This is a genomic window from Companilactobacillus farciminis KCTC 3681 = DSM 20184, from assembly GCF_002706745.1.
In the GTDB taxonomy this organism is placed as follows: Bacteria; Bacillota; Bacilli; order Lactobacillales; family Lactobacillaceae; genus Companilactobacillus; species Companilactobacillus farciminis.
In genome coordinates, this window is record NZ_CP017702.1 from 553,272 (window position 1) to 570,169 (window position 16,898).

At 38.9% G+C, this 16,898-nt stretch carries 13 protein-coding genes, 2 tRNA genes and 1 riboswitch; of the genes, 12 read left to right on the forward strand and 3 right to left on the reverse strand.

Annotated features, from left to right (window positions below; genetic code table 11):
• Window positions 1–19: 19 nt before the first annotated feature.
• Window positions 20–517, reverse strand: coding sequence for a thiol peroxidase (gene tpx, locus LF20184_RS02615; RefSeq protein WP_010020860.1), 498 nt, complete (start codon window positions 515–517; stop codon window positions 20–22).
• Window positions 518–610: 93 nt separating this feature from the next.
• Here tpx and LF20184_RS02620 point away from each other — a divergent pair, with 93 nt between their 5' ends.
• From LF20184_RS02620 to LF20184_RS02635, 4 genes are all read left to right on the forward strand, one after another.
• Window positions 611–1,123 carry a GNAT family N-acetyltransferase gene (locus LF20184_RS02620; protein ID WP_010020858.1) on the forward strand — a complete coding sequence of 171 codons (513 nt, stop codon included), beginning with the start codon at window positions 611–613 and terminating at the stop codon, window positions 1,121–1,123.
• Window positions 1,124–1,237: 114 nt separating this feature from the next.
• Window positions 1,238–1,936, forward strand: coding sequence for a WxL protein host-binding domain-containing protein (locus LF20184_RS02625; protein ID WP_010020857.1), 699 nt, complete (start codon window positions 1,238–1,240; stop codon window positions 1,934–1,936).
• Between the two features lie 4 nt (window positions 1,937–1,940).
• On the forward strand, window positions 1,941–3,056 hold the full coding sequence (locus LF20184_RS02630; protein ID WP_010020856.1) for a DUF916 domain-containing protein: 1,116 nt from the start codon (window positions 1,941–1,943) through the stop codon (window positions 3,054–3,056).
• A gap of 203 nt (window positions 3,057–3,259) precedes the next feature.
• Window positions 3,260–5,497 (forward strand): hypothetical protein, encoded by a 2,238-nt coding sequence (locus LF20184_RS02635; RefSeq protein ID WP_029606582.1) that lies wholly within the window; start codon window positions 3,260–3,262, stop codon window positions 5,495–5,497.
• Window positions 5,498–5,765: 268 nt separating this feature from the next.
• Here the strand turns inward: LF20184_RS02635 and LF20184_RS02640 are convergent, their stop codons facing one another.
• Entirely contained in the window at window positions 5,766–7,283 is a 1,518-nt protein-coding gene (locus LF20184_RS02640) for a helix-turn-helix domain-containing protein (RefSeq protein ID WP_010020853.1), read from the reverse strand.
• 91 nt (window positions 7,284–7,374) lie between these two features.
• Window positions 7,375–7,554: riboswitch (Lysine riboswitch) on the forward strand.
• A gap of 173 nt (window positions 7,555–7,727) precedes the next feature.
• Here LF20184_RS02640 and LF20184_RS02645 point away from each other — a divergent pair.
• From LF20184_RS02645 to LF20184_RS02665, 5 genes are all read left to right on the forward strand, one after another.
• On the forward strand, window positions 7,728–9,176 hold the full coding sequence (locus LF20184_RS02645) for an amino acid permease (protein ID WP_010020851.1): 1,449 nt from the start codon (window positions 7,728–7,730) through the stop codon (window positions 9,174–9,176).
• A gap of 369 nt (window positions 9,177–9,545) precedes the next feature.
• Window positions 9,546–10,835, forward strand: coding sequence for a serine--tRNA ligase (gene serS / locus LF20184_RS02650; RefSeq protein WP_010020849.1), 1,290 nt, complete (start codon window positions 9,546–9,548; stop codon window positions 10,833–10,835).
• 64 nt (window positions 10,836–10,899) lie between these two features.
• Window positions 10,900–10,972, forward strand: a tRNA-Asn gene (locus LF20184_RS02655).
• Between the two features lie 76 nt (window positions 10,973–11,048).
• Window positions 11,049–11,121: transfer RNA gene (locus LF20184_RS02660), tRNA-Thr, on the forward strand.
• A gap of 66 nt (window positions 11,122–11,187) precedes the next feature.
• Window positions 11,188–11,418 carry a hypothetical protein gene (locus tag LF20184_RS02665; protein ID WP_029606581.1) on the forward strand — a complete coding sequence of 77 codons (231 nt, stop codon included), beginning with the start codon at window positions 11,188–11,190 and terminating at the stop codon, window positions 11,416–11,418.
• Between the two features lie 295 nt (window positions 11,419–11,713).
• Here the strand turns inward: LF20184_RS02665 and LF20184_RS02670 are convergent, their stop codons facing one another.
• Entirely contained in the window at window positions 11,714–13,531 is a 1,818-nt protein-coding gene (locus LF20184_RS02670) for an FAD-binding protein (protein WP_010020846.1), read from the reverse strand.
• A gap of 153 nt (window positions 13,532–13,684) precedes the next feature.
• On the opposite strand from LF20184_RS02670, the gene LF20184_RS02675 reads away from it, so the two are divergent.
• The 3 genes from LF20184_RS02675 to LF20184_RS02685 all read left to right on the forward strand — a co-directional run bounded on the left by LF20184_RS02675 (window position 13,685) and on the right by LF20184_RS02685 (window position 16,598).
• On the forward strand, window positions 13,685–14,614 hold the full coding sequence (locus LF20184_RS02675; RefSeq protein WP_010020845.1) for an FAD:protein FMN transferase: 930 nt from the start codon (window positions 13,685–13,687) through the stop codon (window positions 14,612–14,614).
• A 99-nt stretch (window positions 14,615–14,713) separates the two neighbouring features.
• Window positions 14,714–15,322, forward strand: coding sequence for an NADPH-dependent FMN reductase (locus LF20184_RS02680; RefSeq protein WP_010020843.1), 609 nt, complete (start codon window positions 14,714–14,716; stop codon window positions 15,320–15,322).
• Between the two features lie 10 nt (window positions 15,323–15,332).
• Window positions 15,333–16,598 carry an NAD(P)H-dependent oxidoreductase gene (locus LF20184_RS02685; RefSeq protein ID WP_010020841.1) on the forward strand — a complete coding sequence of 422 codons (1,266 nt, stop codon included), beginning with the start codon at window positions 15,333–15,335 and terminating at the stop codon, window positions 16,596–16,598.
• Window positions 16,599–16,898: the final 300 nt, after the last annotated feature.

The window sequence follows — 16,898 nt, forward strand, 5'->3', positions numbered from 1 at the left end:
ACGGCTACCTTAGTTTTTTTTATTTTACTAATTCATTTAGTTGACCGAGAACCTTATCATAGCTAGGTTCATCAGTTTGAACAGGTACGATTTCGGAATAGATGATTTCACCATTCTTATCAACGACCCAAACGGAACGAGCTAAAATGTTAATGTCTCTGATCCAAATCTTTGATTTCTTACCGAAGTCATGGTCGATATCGGATAACATGACCATATTCTTAACACCTTCAGCAGCACACCAGTGAGATTGTTCTTCCGGAGTGTTAGTTGAAATAGTAACGAAGTTGATTTCTGAATGTCCGTCAACCTCTTCGTTGAAATGCTTAGTTTGCACGCTGCAGACACTAGTATTGATATTTGGAACAACGCTGATAAGTAGAGGCTTGTCTAAGAAACTGCTCAACTTGACCTCGTTGTTATCTTTATTTAGAACAGTAAAATCAGGGAACTTTTCACCTACAGTCAAAGGATCACCATAAGTAGTAATTGTTTGTCCCTTAAAATCTAAATCCATACAAATCACACCTTTCTATTCGAACTAAATTTATTATAAATGACCGTTAATCAAAAACCCAGAAATTAGACTGGGGAGACAAGGAATATAGCCATGAATTTAATAGGAAATAAAATAATTATTCGAGATTTTCAAAAAAAAGACTTTCCTGAATTCTTTGAATTGGTATATGACAAAACTAACCATGATTTAGCCGGATTAGAATATACGACCGACGAAAATTTTGCCCACAGTTTATTAGAAATGTATCAAAGACGAGACGGTGCCTTCGTAATTGCCAAAAAAGACACTGATCAGATGGTCGGAATAGTGGAAATGAATAAGCGTGGCGAAAGTGGCGACTTGCTGTTGACTAGGGAAGTAGGATTCGTAGTTAATAGGAAGTTTCGCAAACAAGGCTTCGCCAAAGAGTCAGTTCAACTGTTGATTAAGTACGGATTCAACGATTTGAACTTGACCGAGATCTGGGCATCAAGTGAAAAAGATAACCAAGCACCACAGAATTTATTGGAATCATTAGGGTTTAAATACATTTATGAAGTCAATCAAGCGCTTCCATACGCAATGCAGTCGAATCTGGTCAAATACTACCTTTTGAAGAAATGATTCACTTCTTGTAAGAAATTCTTAACAATTTCGGACTAGTTATGAGGTAGACAGATGGTACTATACAAAGCGTAAGGAGAAAACAGACAGACTTTTGATGAAGAGGTTTTTTATATGAAAAAAAGAATGAGAACTAGAAAAAGTCTCAATGTCAAAAAGCGAGTAGTCGGTTTCTTCGCAATTGCCGTTATATTGTTGGGTGTGATTGGAGGATTTGGTCTTACACATGTAATCGCCGAATCCAACAGCACGACAGGAGGTGGCGCTGACAGGTCAGCACCGGTTGCGGTAGTCGCCAGTAAGTCAGATGACACTGAATCCAGCTTAGGTGGCGGTGGTGGTGGTTCCAACGGATCAGTATTAATAAATAGTGATAATACCGGTACAAGTACTGGTACTGAGGCTAAGACTAAAGATACTGATTTCGTTCCTTCGGTGAATATCAATAATATGTCTTCATACCCACAAACGGGAGATGCGCATGACAGATTCAACTTAGGTCCCAAAACTATGTCAGCGGATCTCACATATCCTAAAGTAGCCCCAAATTCTCGTATTCCAGTTGACTTTGATCAAAATACAACCCCAATTCAAGCCGGGAAGTATGTCGTCAAAGGTGCGGCTCGAAGTGGGAAGGCTACTTGGACGTTCCACAAAACTTATACCATCACCCAAGATCAGGCTAATGACATTAACAAGCGTTGTAAGGGTCTGATCTATAATAAGACAACGACTTATATTTTAATCGTCTGCGTCTTAGTATCGTTGATTTTCCTAATTTTCTGGGCAATATGGCATTCAGGTAGGAGTTAAAAGTATGAAGAAACGAATAATTGTCTTTTTTTCCACATTATTACTATTAATTGCGACATTTTTACCTTTCGCGACAACAGTCAAAGCTGTGCCTGATAAGTCCTATGCGATTCAGGCAATTTTACCAGACAATCAAATCAACAAGGATGAATCTTTCTTTGATCTCAAGGTTGAGCCTAACAAAGACCAGACTTTGAAAGTTTTGATTGCCAATACTGGTAGTAAATCAATCACGGTTACGGCTGAAGTCAATAACGCTTATACGGCGGACTCCGGTGTGATTGGCTATGATAAGTCCAATGCTCAATTGTACAAGTCAAAACTGCCATCTTTGACATCTTTAGTCGAGGGCAAACGTAAACAGACTGTCCACTTGGCTACTGGTGAAAATAAGACGGTCGAGTTCAAAGTAAAGTCACCTGATTCTGAATATGCAGGAATTATTTTGGGTGGTGTTACGACTACAGCTTCAGTTAGTCCAACGAAATCTAAGAATATCAATATCAAGAATCAAGTTCGCTACGTCAAAGGGGTAGTTTTGCGCTCCAAAGACGATGGTGTCATGCCTGATATGCATTTGACTTCCGCTGCACCAAAGGCCGTAGCCGGTTCAACAGGAATTGCCTACACCTTGGACAATACAGCACCGATAAACATCAATAAAGTGTCTCTGAAGGCTGAAATCACTAATGGTAGTAAGAAGACCAACTACAGTGCAGATAACCTTCAAATCGCTCCTAATTCGCAATTCAACTACTTTATTCCGGTGAAGAAGTTAGATGCTGGAACTTACAAAGCACACATTACTTTGAAGAACGATTCTGGCTTTGAAAAGTCGTTTAATTACAATATTACTGTCAAACAACGTCAAGTTGATAACGTCAATGATGCTGCCGCACCAAAGCAAGAGTCCAATAACAAACAGTGGATTGGAATCATCGTCGGAATTATCGTCTTGATTGCGGTCGTAGTTTGGATGTACCTCTATTACTCACAACGTAATAAAGGCAACGGCGAGACTAAAGGTCGTGGCAAACTTAATATGAGAAGTACTAAGAAACCTGACAAATCAAAAGATTCAAGATCAGGTAGTACTCGTTCAGAACGTCATAAGAAATAGATAAAACTCGTCTTACTAATTTTGATTGGTAAGGCGATTTTTTTGTTCTCATAATTCAATAATCAAAAATAATTTTATTATTTATTAACGCCCAACACTTTAATTATGAACTATTATAAGAATAGAGATAATTGAGGGAGTGACGCGATACGTTCAGTAATAAAGGTAGACTGGCTATTATATCGGCTTTATTTATTATGCTCATGCCGTTTACTGCTCAAGTGGTTCTAGCAGATACTGACACCGACGTTATTAACGATGCACCAGTTGGTTTGGATATTTCCAAGTACTTTGATGTTGGGAACTTTGAAAAAACTTCGTCTGAGGATGGCGATTACGCTTATACGGATAATTCTGCCACGATTTATGACAATGCTAATGACACTTCGGACAAGCACAATGGTCGTGTGTTAGATATGGCTAAAAGTGGTGCCCCAGGAGCTGTCGGAGCTGCTTGGTCGAAGAATAGCAATAATAACTATATTGATATCAATAAGAAGCAAACTGTCTCCGTCTGGCTTTATTTTGGCTCAGGCGATGGTGCTGATGTCTTTGCCAATGGTGAGGGGATGTCACTGGTTCTTCAAAATGACCCCAGAAAAACTTCAGCTATGGGTGCTGGATATCAAGCCTTAGGTTCAATGGGTGCCGATACAGCCAAGATTACTTCTAATGGTACTAATGTGCTTGGAAATTGGAGCTGGGGTGAAGATTCAAGTTCTGGAGCTACGACCAATACGCCGGAACAAGCTGCTCAATCTGCGGTCGGTAACAGTATTGCTTTGAATTTTAAGGCCCAAGACAATACTTTGATGGGTAATAAATTGCAAGATCCGCTTAAAATCGCTGAATCAGCGGTAACTTATAAAGATTTTCTCCACACTGCTGGTAAAAAATCTATTTACTACACCTTGAATGGCTTTGATACTACTAATGGTAATGACACTCCACCAAAGACTTATCCTGGATATTTGAACTTGTTGAATACAGATTTTGGTGGCTCGATTCACTCATTGGTATTAGGAAATACCGGCAGTCCTTACGGTTTAATCAATCTGACTTATCCGGGAAATCCGATTTCTTATAAAGCTCTGGATTTGGATAGTATTCGTGGTGATGACACGAAATTGATAGCCAATATGACTACGATTGCTAACGGAAGTGAATGGGCTTATTTAACTGGTATTTCCAATAAAGGTAAAGCTTTGTCTACCTATCAAGCGGCGCCGACGAGAACTCACTTGACTGATGCTAACGACCCAAATGGCAATCCGGTTTACTGGCATCATTTGACTTTCACTTGGAATCCAGCCGAAAATGGCAATCCCGCTACTGTCAGCTACGATTACAACGACAAGTATCCTGACGGGACGACTAATACTGGCCAAACGCAATACTACGATGAAGTCAAAGAAACTATTCCCGTTGATCCGAGTGCTTTTGGCAATCCAACTGATGGAAAAGTTTACTGGGGCTTGACGGGTGCTAACAATACTGAGGCTAATTACAGTAAACTAGCCGTCTTCGAATCAATCCCCGCACTAGCCACTGCCACAGCGACTGCTTCATTGACTGATAATGATTTGAACAAAACTATCACTGACGATTCAACCGATAATACTGTCAAAAATGGCGATAATTTGAGTTTTGACTACAACTTGAAGTGGGATAGTACCTCACGTGAAAACTGGCAAGACATCGTCTCGAGTTTGAATTTACCAACGGACGTTACTTACCGCACGGCTACTATCACTTATAAAGATGCCAATGGCAATAGTAGTAGTCCCATTACGATTTCCGACGCCAAAGGGATGACCAATAGTACTTTGAATTACACTTTGACTAAGGACCTCGGAACAATCAACGCTAATAGTGGATATACGAGCGCTGACATCGTTTTGAACGGAACCGCCACTAATTCAACCGGCCAAGAAATAACCGTCTCACCAGCCCCATCAACTTTCAAAGGAAGCAATGCGATTGAAACGACGAGTACACCTCAGTTTAAAATTGAAGGCAACAAAGTCCCTGATAAAATTTTGAAATTGAACGTTTCAAAAGATTTAGACTTTCAAGATATTAATTATCAAACAATGAAGAAATATATCGATAGAAAAAGCGATTTTGATTTGACTGTAACAAGTCTTAGATCTCCTTGGAAACTAGATGTAGCCACGAATGGATTCTCACTAAACGGCAAATCTTTCCATGGCAATTTGGTTTATAAAAAGAGCCAAGCAAGTACCCAACCGTTGACCAGTTCAGATGAGTTGATAGCTCAAGACTTGAATTCGTATCAAGACAAAACCGTTAGCGACTTATCAGCCACTTGGACTAAAGATACTGGCCTGTTACTAGAACCAGATCAGAATCAAATTTCTCCTGCAGGTAAATATCAAGGAACACTAAATTGGACCTTGGTCAATTCAATTACAAATTAGACAAAATAATAGCTCTATAAGAATGTTGTAAACTGCATCCTTATAGAGCTATTTTGATTTTTAACGTAATTAAGAAGTAGAAGAACTATCTAGTCGGGAGCGAAAGCCCTGTGATGGCTCAGCCGCCAAATTTTCACTTAGCGATTTATCGCTTAGTGAAAGGCCTAGTTTTGAGATTTTGCGTCTTTGGGGCCATGCAAAAGCTCAAAATAGTGCCGGCAGCGTTCCAGCCAATCACAGGGCTTTTGCGGACGACGGCAGTATAGCACTACAATGCCTTTTTCTTCTTTTCTTCCTCTTGTTTAGTCTTGATCTTCTTAACATAAACTTGGTTCAACTGAATCAACAGCCAAATATAATCAGGACGCGTTGAAGAGATATCCCAAGGAATAACCTTCAAGTTCTCAGGATACTTCTTGCGTTCGATATCCAAAGGCAACACATCCAATGAAGTAATCAATACATCGACATCATCGAAAACATTGCTAGGAACGATTTCCACGAAGTCCAAAGTCCGGATATTTCTCAAAACAACTTCAGCGGTTTGATTACCAGGATCAATCAAGACTTTGACCTTGATAATATCTTCAGCACGAATGGTGGAGATATAACTAGGCAAAACTTGATATAAGTCTTTAGAAATCAACTCGGCAGCGTTGTAAATTCCGGGGAACTCATTTTGATCGATGTTAGAGAAGAATGTGTAGACGTCTTTGTACAAGTCGGTAAAGTTCTTCTCGCTATCTTCATTAGGGTACATCGAATCCAGATGCATCAAAGAATAAGGCGCCATGATGTAATAGAAGACGATATCACGCGTTACATAGGTCATAATATGTTTCAAAGTCTTTTGATTGTGGTAGAGCGACATATCATCGTGATAATGTTCCTTCAAGAAATCTATAAAGTGATAAACGAGCGCATAGAACTTCGGATTGATTCTGGCGTTAGCGTTGATTGGTTGCTCAAATGAGGTATCACTAGGTTGGAAGGCAGTTCTTCTGAAGAGGTTGACCAATTTGTTTTCATTGTCCAAAGCAGTTACTGGCACGATTGGATAGTCTTCTTGCGTCAAAATATCTTCGCCCAGATTTTGGGTACCAAAGACATCGCTGTAATATGGCAATTCGTCAATATAGTGACGTTTGATCAAGCGAATCCGAGAAATTGCTAGAAAATATTTTAATTGGAAGTGTACGATCGGGTTGTCGAAAGTAATATCGGTACGACCAATAATCTGGTCGATTGAGTTTTCTTGAATCAAACTAAATGGCCATTCTTGCCCGTGATATGTATACCAATAGACGTAGTATGCCATCCAACGGATGTTTTTCTCATTACCTTTGATTTCAAGTGTCGAGTTGGAAATCTTGAGACCAAAGTTTTTGAGAAAGGCTCTGAATTTGGACATTCTACGATTTAAAGTGGACTTACTCGTAAAGTGTTCGTCACTAAAGCTTTCAAATGACGGATTGGCATTAGTCAAACCATAATTGAAGGCTTGGAAAACGACTGAGTTTTTTACCAAAAATAGTCGGTAAGTATCAATGGAAACTTTTCTGAAGTCGATTGACTCGATTTTTGTGTCGGTAGGGTCAATATCGGGAGCGACATCAGCTAGATCTTCCAATAATGCTTGAAAAATATTATACGTTTTTTGGTAGGTGAATTGCAGTCGATTACTAATGTTACTTAAGTTTACTTCACGAGGAGGTAAAGATTTTATTACAGTAAGCATGCGGTATTTTTCTACGTCTTGCTTAACTAAGAAAATTTGCTCCAACATTTGTCTTCCCCCGGTAACGTTTAATTAAAATATTTTAATAATAAATGAAACACTACTTGCTACTATCTTAACATTTATTTATAATGTTTTGTAATCAGATAGAGGTGCAATCTTTATTATTAATATTTTGGAGTATGGATAGGGTACTTTGAAAAGATATGAAAGGAAAGTTTGCCGAAATCAATTATCCCTACTTGGTAATTTGATTGGGCTGCTGCTTAATAGGTGGTGGACTGTCGATTTTAGAGAGTGGAGAATGGCATTCGGGTTCTGGGCAAAAGCACAGGGACCTGCTATTCGCGACTCGTTTCCGCAATATTGCCGGCAAACGAAGACACTCTCTAATTCGTTGAGCTATTGATTAATGGGATAATTATAATCCTTATTGTCGGTAGTTCCTCTGATAATAAGGATTTTTTTTATATCCAAAAAGGGGAATGAAAGATGGAAAATAATGATGTGAATAGGTCGTTGAAGACCCGTCATTTGTCGATGATCGCACTTGGTGGGTCAATTGGAACCGGTTTGTTTGTGGCAAGTGGTTCCTCAATTTCAACAGCTGGTCCTGGAGGTGCCTTGATAGCTTATGTGGCTATTGGTATTATGGTTTACTTCTTGATGACTAGTTTGGGAGAGATGGCAACTTACATGCCAGTTTCCGGCTCATTTGCGACATATGCTACCAAATTCATCGATCCTGCTTTTGGTTTTGCGTTAGGTTGGAATTATTGGTTCAACTGGGCGATTACTCTAGCGGTCGATTTATCCACAATTTCTTTAGTTGTAAAATATTGGTTCCCAAGCTGGACCTCATGGAAAATCAGTTTGACTTTTATGATTGTTCTATTGGTAATCAACTTTATCTCTGTAGGTTCATTTGGTGAAACTGAATACTGGTTGTCATCAATCAAAGTTACCGCCGTTATCATCTTCTTGATTGTCGGCGTCTTAAGTATATTAGGAATTTTAGGAAATCAAAACTTTGTTGGCTTGACAAATTATACATATAAGAAAGCACCTTTCGTTGGAGGCGTTCCAGCGATTCTAAGCGTGTTCGTAGTTGCCGGGTTCTCCTTCCAAGGTACTGAGTTGATCGGTATCACAGCGGGTGAATCAGCAACTCCTGAAAAGAGTATTCCTAAGGCTATCAAACAAGTCTTCTGGAGAATTCTTTTGTTCTACATTTTGTCTATTGCTATTATCGGTGCTTTGATTCCTTATACTAGTCCAAATCTTTTGGGATCAGACGCTGGTGATATTGCTATCAGTCCCTTTACGATTGTCTTCAAGAAAGTTGGGATTCCACTAGCTGCCGGAATTATGAATGCTGTTATTTTGACATCAGTTATTTCTGCGGCTAACTCAGGACTATATGCTGCCAGTCGTATGCTTTGGTCAATGAGTAAAAATAATATGGCACCAAGGGTTTTTGAAAAAACTAATGGTCGTGGTGTGCCAGTCTTTTCACTTCTACTAACTGCTTTAGTTGGTGGAGCAGCCTTATTCACTAGTTTGTATGGTGATTCATTCTACGAACTATTGGTTGCTGCCAGTGGTTTGACCGGATTTATCGCTTGGATTGGGATTGCCTTTTCTCATTATCGTTTCAGAAAAGCTTACTTGTACAAAGGCTACAAACTTGATGACTTGAAGTACAAAGCTAAGTGGTTCCCATTTGGTCCAATTTTAGCCATCATCCTAGGTATCATCATTATTATTGGTCAAGATGTGCGTTCAATGGTTGACTTCAATATTGGCCGTCTCTTGATCAGTTACAGTGGTTTGATTATTTTGTTCGTATGTTGGATCTATTACAAGGTCAAGCATAAGACAAAGTTCTTGAAGCTAGAAGATATCGATGTTGAAGCTACTAAAAATGGTGGTCATTACTAGTTGATATTTAGAACATTTTAAATTATGATTAACAATGAATATAAAGCTAAGAGAGTGCCTACTCACAAACCTTTCAGAGAGACGATGGTCGGTGAAAATCGTCAAGGTTTTATTCCAGCATTCTGGCAACGGGTAATTCCGTTCGGGTTGATCCGATAAAATCTGAAAGTGCAGGGTATTTGTATACTCTGAAACTGGGTGGTACCGCGAATGGTCGATTCGTCCCTTTATTGGGATGTTTCGACCTTTTTTTATATTAGAGAGCGGAACAAGGACGGCTAGCCCTTGAGTAGCTCGTTTCCGCTATACTGCAGGAAACAAGTTACATAGGCTAATCGTGCAAGTTCACAAATAATGGAGGATGAATTTATGTTAGACATTAAGCTAATCAGAAAAGACCCTGAATGGATCAAAAATAAATTAGCTTCACGCGGCGTTACTAGTGAAGAAATCGACGAATTGCTTTCATACGATGAAAAACGTCGTGAATTGTTAGTTAAGACAGAAACTTTGAAGGAAGAAAGAAATAAGGTTTCTCAAGGAATTGCTAACAAGAAACGCAATAAAGAAGATGCTAGTGACGAAATCGCTGCTATGAAACAAGTTGGTGCCGATATCAAGAAAATCGATGCTGATCTTGAAGAAACACAAGGCAAAATGAACTACATCTTAGTTCGTCTACCTAACATTCCTGACGATTCTGTTCCCGTTGGTCCTGACGAAAGTACTAACGTTGAAATCAGAAAAGTCGGTGCCGTTCCTAAGGAAAACTTCAAACCAAGACACCACTGGGATATCGGTGAAGAACTAGGAATCTTAGACTTTGAACAAGCTACTAAAGTTTCTGGCTCACGTTTTGTTTACTACATTGGTATGGGTGCTAGACTTGAACGTGCTGTTTACAACTTCATGTTGGACCAACACCAAAAAGAAGGCTATACAGAAGTAATCCCTCCATACTTGGTTAACAACAATGCCATGTTTGGTACTAGTCAATTCCCTAAGTTTACTGAAGATGTCTACACGGTTATGGTTGATGAAAATCCATTGACTTTGATCCCTACAGCCGAAGTTCCTTTGACAAACTACTTTGCTGACAAGATTTTGGATGAAAAAGACTTGCCTAAGTACGTTACAGCTTTGACACCTTGTTTCCGTTCTGAAGCTGGTTCTGCCGGTCGTGATACTCGTGGATTGATTCGTATGCACCAATTTAACAAGGTTGAAATGGTTAAAGTTTCAAAACCTGAAGAATCGTACAATGAACTAGAAAAATTGACAGCCAATGCTGAAAATATCCTTAAACAACTAGGACTTCCATATCACGTAATCGTTCTTTCAAGTGGGGATGCAAGTTTCAGTTCTGCTAAGACTTACGATCTTGAAGTTTGGATGCCTGCTCAAGACAAGTACCGTGAAGTTTCAAGTTGTTCAAACTGTCTAGACTTCCAAGCTCGTCGTGCTCACATCAGATATCGTGACGAAAATGGTAAGACAAAACTAGCTCACACATTGAATGGTTCAGGACTTGCTGCTGGTCGTACAGTTGCCGCTATTTTGGAAAACTACCAAAACGAAGACGGTTCTGTAACAATTCCAGACGTTTTAGTGCCATATATGGGTGGAGTTACAAAAATTACTAAAGAAAATGCCAAATAGTTATTGACCTGAGGCTTATAAATTGATAAGATTTAATAGTTCTGTTAAAGAGCTATTGAATTATTCCGGATTAGCTCAGTTGGTAGAGCATCTGACTGTTAATCAGGGTGTCGTCAGTTCGAGTCTGACATCCGGAGTTATAAATACTTAGGAAATACCTAGGTGTCTCAATATATTACATCTAGTTCATTGGAATTAGGTGTATTTTTTTAAGCCGTGTTAGCTCAGTTGGTAGAGCATCGGTATCGTAAACCGGCGGTCACAGGTTCGACTCCTGCACACGGCATTGATAATTTTATGAAATACCTCCCATGAAGGACATCGTTTAGCGGTGTCCTTTTTATTTTTCTTAATGAAAGGTTATTGGCTATCAATGGATGAAATAGAGTATTTAGATGTCACGATAAAGATTATATTTATTCAAATTATAAGCATGGATTTAAAACGTGAAAAGTGGAAATTCTCTGATGGTATAACGAAATTTTTTGCCGATATTGAAGATTCCGAATTCATAAAATCAATTCAAAAGAATTTCCAACAATTTGGATCTACTGATTTATTGAAAGTTGAACTCCAAACGTAGCAATACATCAGTAAAGAAGGAAATTTAAAAAGCAAGTATACTGTGAAAAAAGTCTTAGAACACAAAAAAGGTGCTCAACAAATAAATTTGAAATTTACAGATGATGAAGATGAATAATTTTTTTGATGAATGACTATAGATTAGTATTCTGTTGGTATACCACGTTACTAAATTCTAAAAAGCTCTTATAGAATGAAATTGTGTTAACTCATTCTATGAGAGCTTTTTAATTAGATTTTTCCAAAAAAAAGAGCCATCTTTCAAGAAAAATGACTCAATGACTTTAATATTCAGGTTATTTAATTTGTTCCAAAGCATTAGAAACAGCTTCTTTAATAGCTTTACTTGAAGCAGAAGCACCAGAAATTGTATCAACATCGACCGTATTCTTTTCGACGATTTCTTTTGGCAATTCCTTAACAGCTTTGAGACCGTAATCGTCAGATTCACTTTGCTTCAAAACTTCGATATCTTGAATGTCGTCTTTGCTATTGGCAGTGACACGAACGACGATTTCATTTCCCATACCAGCAGTTGATTTTCCGATATATTGGTTGTCGTTAGTTTCAAAATGTTCTTCGCCAACGTCTGATCCCAAACCTTCTTCGTGAACACTGGCTGAAGTATTAGCATCGACTTTGACAGATTCAACGTCTTTTTCTTTAGCAGCATTTTCACCAGCAATCTTACCAAAAATCAAGTTTTCAGCTAAATTGCTACCACCGTTGTATTGGCGTCCCATCAAACTTCCTAATTCACCACAAGCGTATAGGTGAGGGATAACTTCATCGTTTACGTCAACAACTTCTGCATTGGAATTGTGAACAGGACCACCTTGTGTATTCAACAATCCTTGAACCATGGCTAAGCAGTAGTAAGGACCATCATCGAAGGCTGTCAAAGTATCGGCATCACGGTCAAAGGCATAGTCACGTTTGATATCAGCAAAGTGGTTGAAGTCTTTGATAGTGTTTGCCAATTTGTCTGCGTCAACACCCATAACTTCAGCTAAACTGTTCAAATCATCAGCTTTAACGACTGAGTCTAAGAATTCTGGGTAAGGGGCGTTCTTGTCATTCTTTAGTTCGTCATACTTCTTTTGGTCAAAGACAACATATGGATGACGTTGTGCTAGAGGAATTCTCCAGTTGCCGTGATCTTGAATGTGTCCGTGGCGGTGGATTTCATTTTCATCGAAGTAACGAGTTCCGTCATCGCCGACAACAATCAAGCTGCCTTGGTGGAAAGCAGGCCAGTCGAATGGCAAGAATTGTGAACGTTGACCCTTAGCTGGTTTAGGAGTTAGTCCGTGGAAAATACCGTAGGCTTCATAGTTGTTCATGTTGTAAAGTTTAGCGCCGACTTCACTAGCCATTGTGACACCAATACCTTTGTTATAAAGGGAACCGATAGGATTTAGACTAGTTTCGCCGAGGTAGTTTTCGACCATTTCAGGATTGTTTTCAAAACCACCAGTAGCCATGACGACACCGTTGTTGGCTTTAACGTTGAGCAATTTGCCGTTACGTTCGATTTGAACACCGACGATAGCCTTTGTTTCGGGATCTTGAATCAAGTGTTTAGCAGGTGTTTGATACAAGACATCGATTTTGTCAGCACGGTCTAAGACTTGTTGACGGAGATTCTTCCAAAGAGCAGAGTCAGCGACACCTTCGTGAACAGCAACTAATTCGTGAGTAGCTTGACCACGGAATTCTGGGTATTCGTGAGCCATGAAGTACAAAGCTTTAGATACAGGTGATTCTGGGTGTTTGCCCATGATAAATGGTTTAACGCCGAGATAATTTTCTAGGTAATTAGGGATGTCATAGAGTCCTTTGACGAAAGTTTCCATCAAATCTTTGTCATATGACAATGGGAAAGCTAAATCTTCGTAATATTTACGTAAATCATCTAAATTGTCACCTGATGAAATAACTTGACCAGCATAACGAGTATTGCCACCCTCATGACCCTCTGGAGCTGAGTCAGTAATCAAAACTTTGGCGTTGTTGTCAGCCGCAAATCTAGCAGCACTAGCACCAGCACCACCGAATCCTAAAACGATAACGTCATAAGTTGCGTTCCAATTTAATTTTGAATCCTCAAACATTTCATTCACTCCAATTCCTCTAAATGTTAGGATTAATATAACTCTTTTTATGGATATTGTGAATAACTTACCTTTGTCGAGAACGACACAAAAGACTATGATAGAGGATGTTCACTATCGTAAAATAATTTTTTATGAATTGAGGAAAGTTCAATGGGGTTAATTAACAAGAGCTATTATGCATTGGGAACTGTGATCAATTTGTCAGTAGCAGAACCTAGCGGTGTAGACGATTTAGAAGCTGGCTACAAGTTGATTCAAAACTTCGAAGATAAGTTGACCGTCAATCGCAACCAATCAGAGGTCATGTCGATCAATCATAACGCCGGTATCAAGCCAGTTCAGGTACCAGAAGATACGTATGGTCTAATCAAACGAGCTGTTTTAGTCAGTCGTAAGCACCTAGGCTTTAACGTAGCAATCGGACCTTTGGTCAAGCTGTGGAAAATTGGTTTTAAGGGTGCTAACAAGCCTTGTGACAAAGATATCAAGCAACGCTTACAAATTATCGACCCAGAGAAAATAATCCTCGACGACGCCAAAATGAGCGTATTTTTGCAAGAAAAGGGTATGGAGATCGACCTCGGTGGTATTGCCAAAGGTTATATCGCTGACGAAATCAAAAAACTCTGGCAAAAGCGTGGCGTTCAGACTGGAATTATTGATTTAGGTGGCAATGTTTTGTTAGTCGGTGATAGTTTGCATGAGGACAAGTTATGGAATATCGGTATTCAAAATCCCATTAAACCGCGAGATGTTCCTTTAGGTGTCGTGCATATTCCTGAAAAATCAATTGGAACGTCTGGTATTTATGAACGCAAGTTGGTAATTGATGGCCATGAATATCACCACATGTTTGATTCAAAGACTGGTTATCCAATCAAGAACAACCTTGCCAGTGTGACGATTATTAGCGACAAGTCGATCGACGGCGAAATTTGGTCAACGATTGGATTTTATCAAGGTATAAAACGTGGCATGGATTTGATTGAAGAACAAAAGGGAATTGAAGCAGTCTTTATTACTAAAGATTTGGAAACCTTTGTAACTAGTGGATTGAAAGACGTCTTCAAGAAAATATAACTATACTATATGAAAACAATCACATAATTATATTGCTTTACCTAGTGAAACATTTTACAATTAACATGACAATAAAATAGAAGTGGGATGATTAATGCTATGAATAAATTTATCGCTATTGTGGGATCAAATTCCCAAAAATCAACCAACCGTGAATTATTGAAGTATATGAAGAGACATTTCAAGGATTTCGCTGAAATTGAATTAGTTGAAATCAAGGATTTGCCAATCTTCAAGAAGAGTGCAGACAAGTACGTTCCTCAATTGGCTAAGGATATTGCCAAAAAGATTGAGGACGCTGACGGTGTCATTATTGCTACTCCTGAATACGATCACTCTGTAACGGCCGTTTTGTCGAGTGCCTTAGCTTGGCTATCATATGGAATCCATCCATTCGTCGACAAACCTGTTATGATTACCGGTGCTTCTTATGGATCTCTCGGGTCATCACGTGCCCAAGCTCAATTACGTCAAATCCTCGATTCACCAGAGTTAAAAGCTAGAATTATGCCTAGTTCAGAATTTCTTTTGGCACATTCATTGCAAGCCTTTGATGATAATGGTGACTTAAAGGATAAAGATGTTGTTAAAGAATTAGACGGTCTTTTCCAAGACTTTCTTCAATTCGTTAATATTTCTAAACAATTGAATAATGCTAAAGACGTTACAAAACAAAAGGCTGCCGCATTTTCATGGGACAAAGACTAGGAGGGGTAATATGAAATTAGTAGGAATTGCAGGATCAATCGCTGATCAATCATATAATCGTACATTATTAAACTTTATCGCCAAACATTTTACAGGACTAATCGACGTCGATGTCTTGGATATCAATGAAGTACCAATGTTCAACCAAGATGACGACCAAACAAATAGCCCGGTTATTCAAAATCTTTGTAAGAAAATCACAGCCGCTGATGGTGTTATTATTGCTACTCCAGAACACAATCACACTGTTCCTGTAGCCTTGAAGAACGTTATCGAATGGCTATCTTATGAAGTACATCCTTTCGACGGCAAACCTGTTATGATCGTCGGAGCTTCATATCATACTCAAGGGTCATCACGTGCCCAACTACATTTGAGACAAATTCTTGAAGCACCCGGTGTTAATGCGGTTGTCTTGCCTGGTAATGAATTCTTATTAGGCGACGTTAAGACAGCTTTTGACGAAAATGGTGACTTGAAGGACCAAAGAACAGTTGATTTCTTACAAACTACTTTGCAAAACTTTATCAAATTTGCCAAAGTTATCAACTTGATTAGTCAATCAAACGGCTATCAAGATGAAGACCTTTCCGCTAAGAAGGGAACTGACACAACTATTCAAGGTATCGACATGAACGATGACGACTGGTTGGACAAAGCTGCTAAGAAAGTTAACGCCGTTGAAGGTGGCACTTACGTCAAATTGGACAGTGGCCTGTTGACAGTTGATCAATTGAACTACTTCCTAAAGACTATGCCTGTTGAATTGACTTACGTTGATGAAAATAATCAATTTATCTACTACAACAAAGTTGGCGAAGCAAAGGATATGTTAGCTAAACGTGTTCCTGCTCAAGTTGGGGATGCTTTAGATAAAGTTCACCCTAATATCGAACGTGTTATGAAGCATGTTAAACAAGTTATCTATGACTTGAGAAGTGGCAAGACAGATTTGGTTTCTATGCCAGTACCTGGTGGAGACAAAGATCATCACGTAATGCACTATTACAAAGCAATGCATGATGAAAACGACAACTGCAAAGGTGTTAACGAATGGGCCGTTGATCTCAAACCAATCGTTGACCAATACTTGCAACAGACTGGTCAAAAATTAGTTCCGGATCCAGATGCCAAAATGGACGCTACATCCGGTGCTTCTAAAGCTGAAAGTGAACCAGCAGTTGATGCAAACTCTGGAGCTTCAGAATCAGTTGATGAACCTGCTGTCAAACCAGAAGTAAAAGTAGATGCCACATCTAGTGCTTCTAAAAATTAAGTATTGAATGATGTTAATAAATATCCCGTTAGAATGTAATTTGCTTACAATCTAACGGGATTTTTGTATTGGTGCGTGAAATTATCATTAAAAATATGTTTAACCATATATGACTAATACGTTTGTCTTCGTAATGTTTAAACAAAATCTAATGGAATAAATTGATGATTATCGTTCGAATAAAAAAAACGCAAAAAAAACAGCTCGTCTTGGGGGGACGGGCTTGTCTTTTTCTGCATTACCAGTAGTGTCAGGGACAAAGCTATGAATGCTTGTGAGGGTTTCATATTTGTCAAATAG

What these genes read in the sequence shown, in the direction of transcription:
- LF20184_RS02675 (WP_010020845.1), top strand. Translation starts at nt 13,685, where the DNA reads ATGGGGTTAATTAACAAGAGCTATTATGCATTGGGAACTGTGATCAAT.
- LF20184_RS02630 (WP_010020856.1), top strand. Translation starts at nt 1,941, where the DNA reads ATGAAGAAACGAATAATTGTCTTTTTTTCCACATTATTACTATTAATT.
- LF20184_RS02685 (WP_010020841.1), top strand. Translation starts at nt 15,333, where the DNA reads ATGAAATTAGTAGGAATTGCAGGATCAATCGCTGATCAATCATATAAT.
- LF20184_RS02620 (WP_010020858.1), top strand. Translation starts at nt 611, where the DNA reads ATGAATTTAATAGGAAATAAAATAATTATTCGAGATTTTCAAAAAAAA.
- LF20184_RS02680 (WP_010020843.1), top strand. Translation starts at nt 14,714, where the DNA reads ATGAATAAATTTATCGCTATTGTGGGATCAAATTCCCAAAAATCAACC.
- LF20184_RS02670 (WP_010020846.1), bottom strand. Translation starts at nt 13,531, where the DNA reads ATGTTTGAGGATTCAAAATTAAATTGGAACGCAACTTATGACGTTATC.
- LF20184_RS02665 (WP_029606581.1), top strand. Translation starts at nt 11,188, where the DNA reads ATGAAAGGTTATTGGCTATCAATGGATGAAATAGAGTATTTAGATGTC.
- tpx (WP_010020860.1), bottom strand. Translation starts at nt 517, where the DNA reads ATGGATTTAGATTTTAAGGGACAAACAATTACTACTTATGGTGATCCT.
- LF20184_RS02625 (WP_010020857.1), top strand. Translation starts at nt 1,238, where the DNA reads ATGAAAAAAAGAATGAGAACTAGAAAAAGTCTCAATGTCAAAAAGCGA.
- serS (WP_010020849.1), top strand. Translation starts at nt 9,546, where the DNA reads ATGTTAGACATTAAGCTAATCAGAAAAGACCCTGAATGGATCAAAAAT.
- LF20184_RS02635 (WP_029606582.1), top strand. Translation starts at nt 3,260, where the DNA reads ATGCCGTTTACTGCTCAAGTGGTTCTAGCAGATACTGACACCGACGTT.
- LF20184_RS02645 (WP_010020851.1), top strand. Translation starts at nt 7,728, where the DNA reads ATGGAAAATAATGATGTGAATAGGTCGTTGAAGACCCGTCATTTGTCG.
- LF20184_RS02640 (WP_010020853.1), bottom strand. Translation starts at nt 7,283, where the DNA reads ATGTTGGAGCAAATTTTCTTAGTTAAGCAAGACGTAGAAAAATACCGC.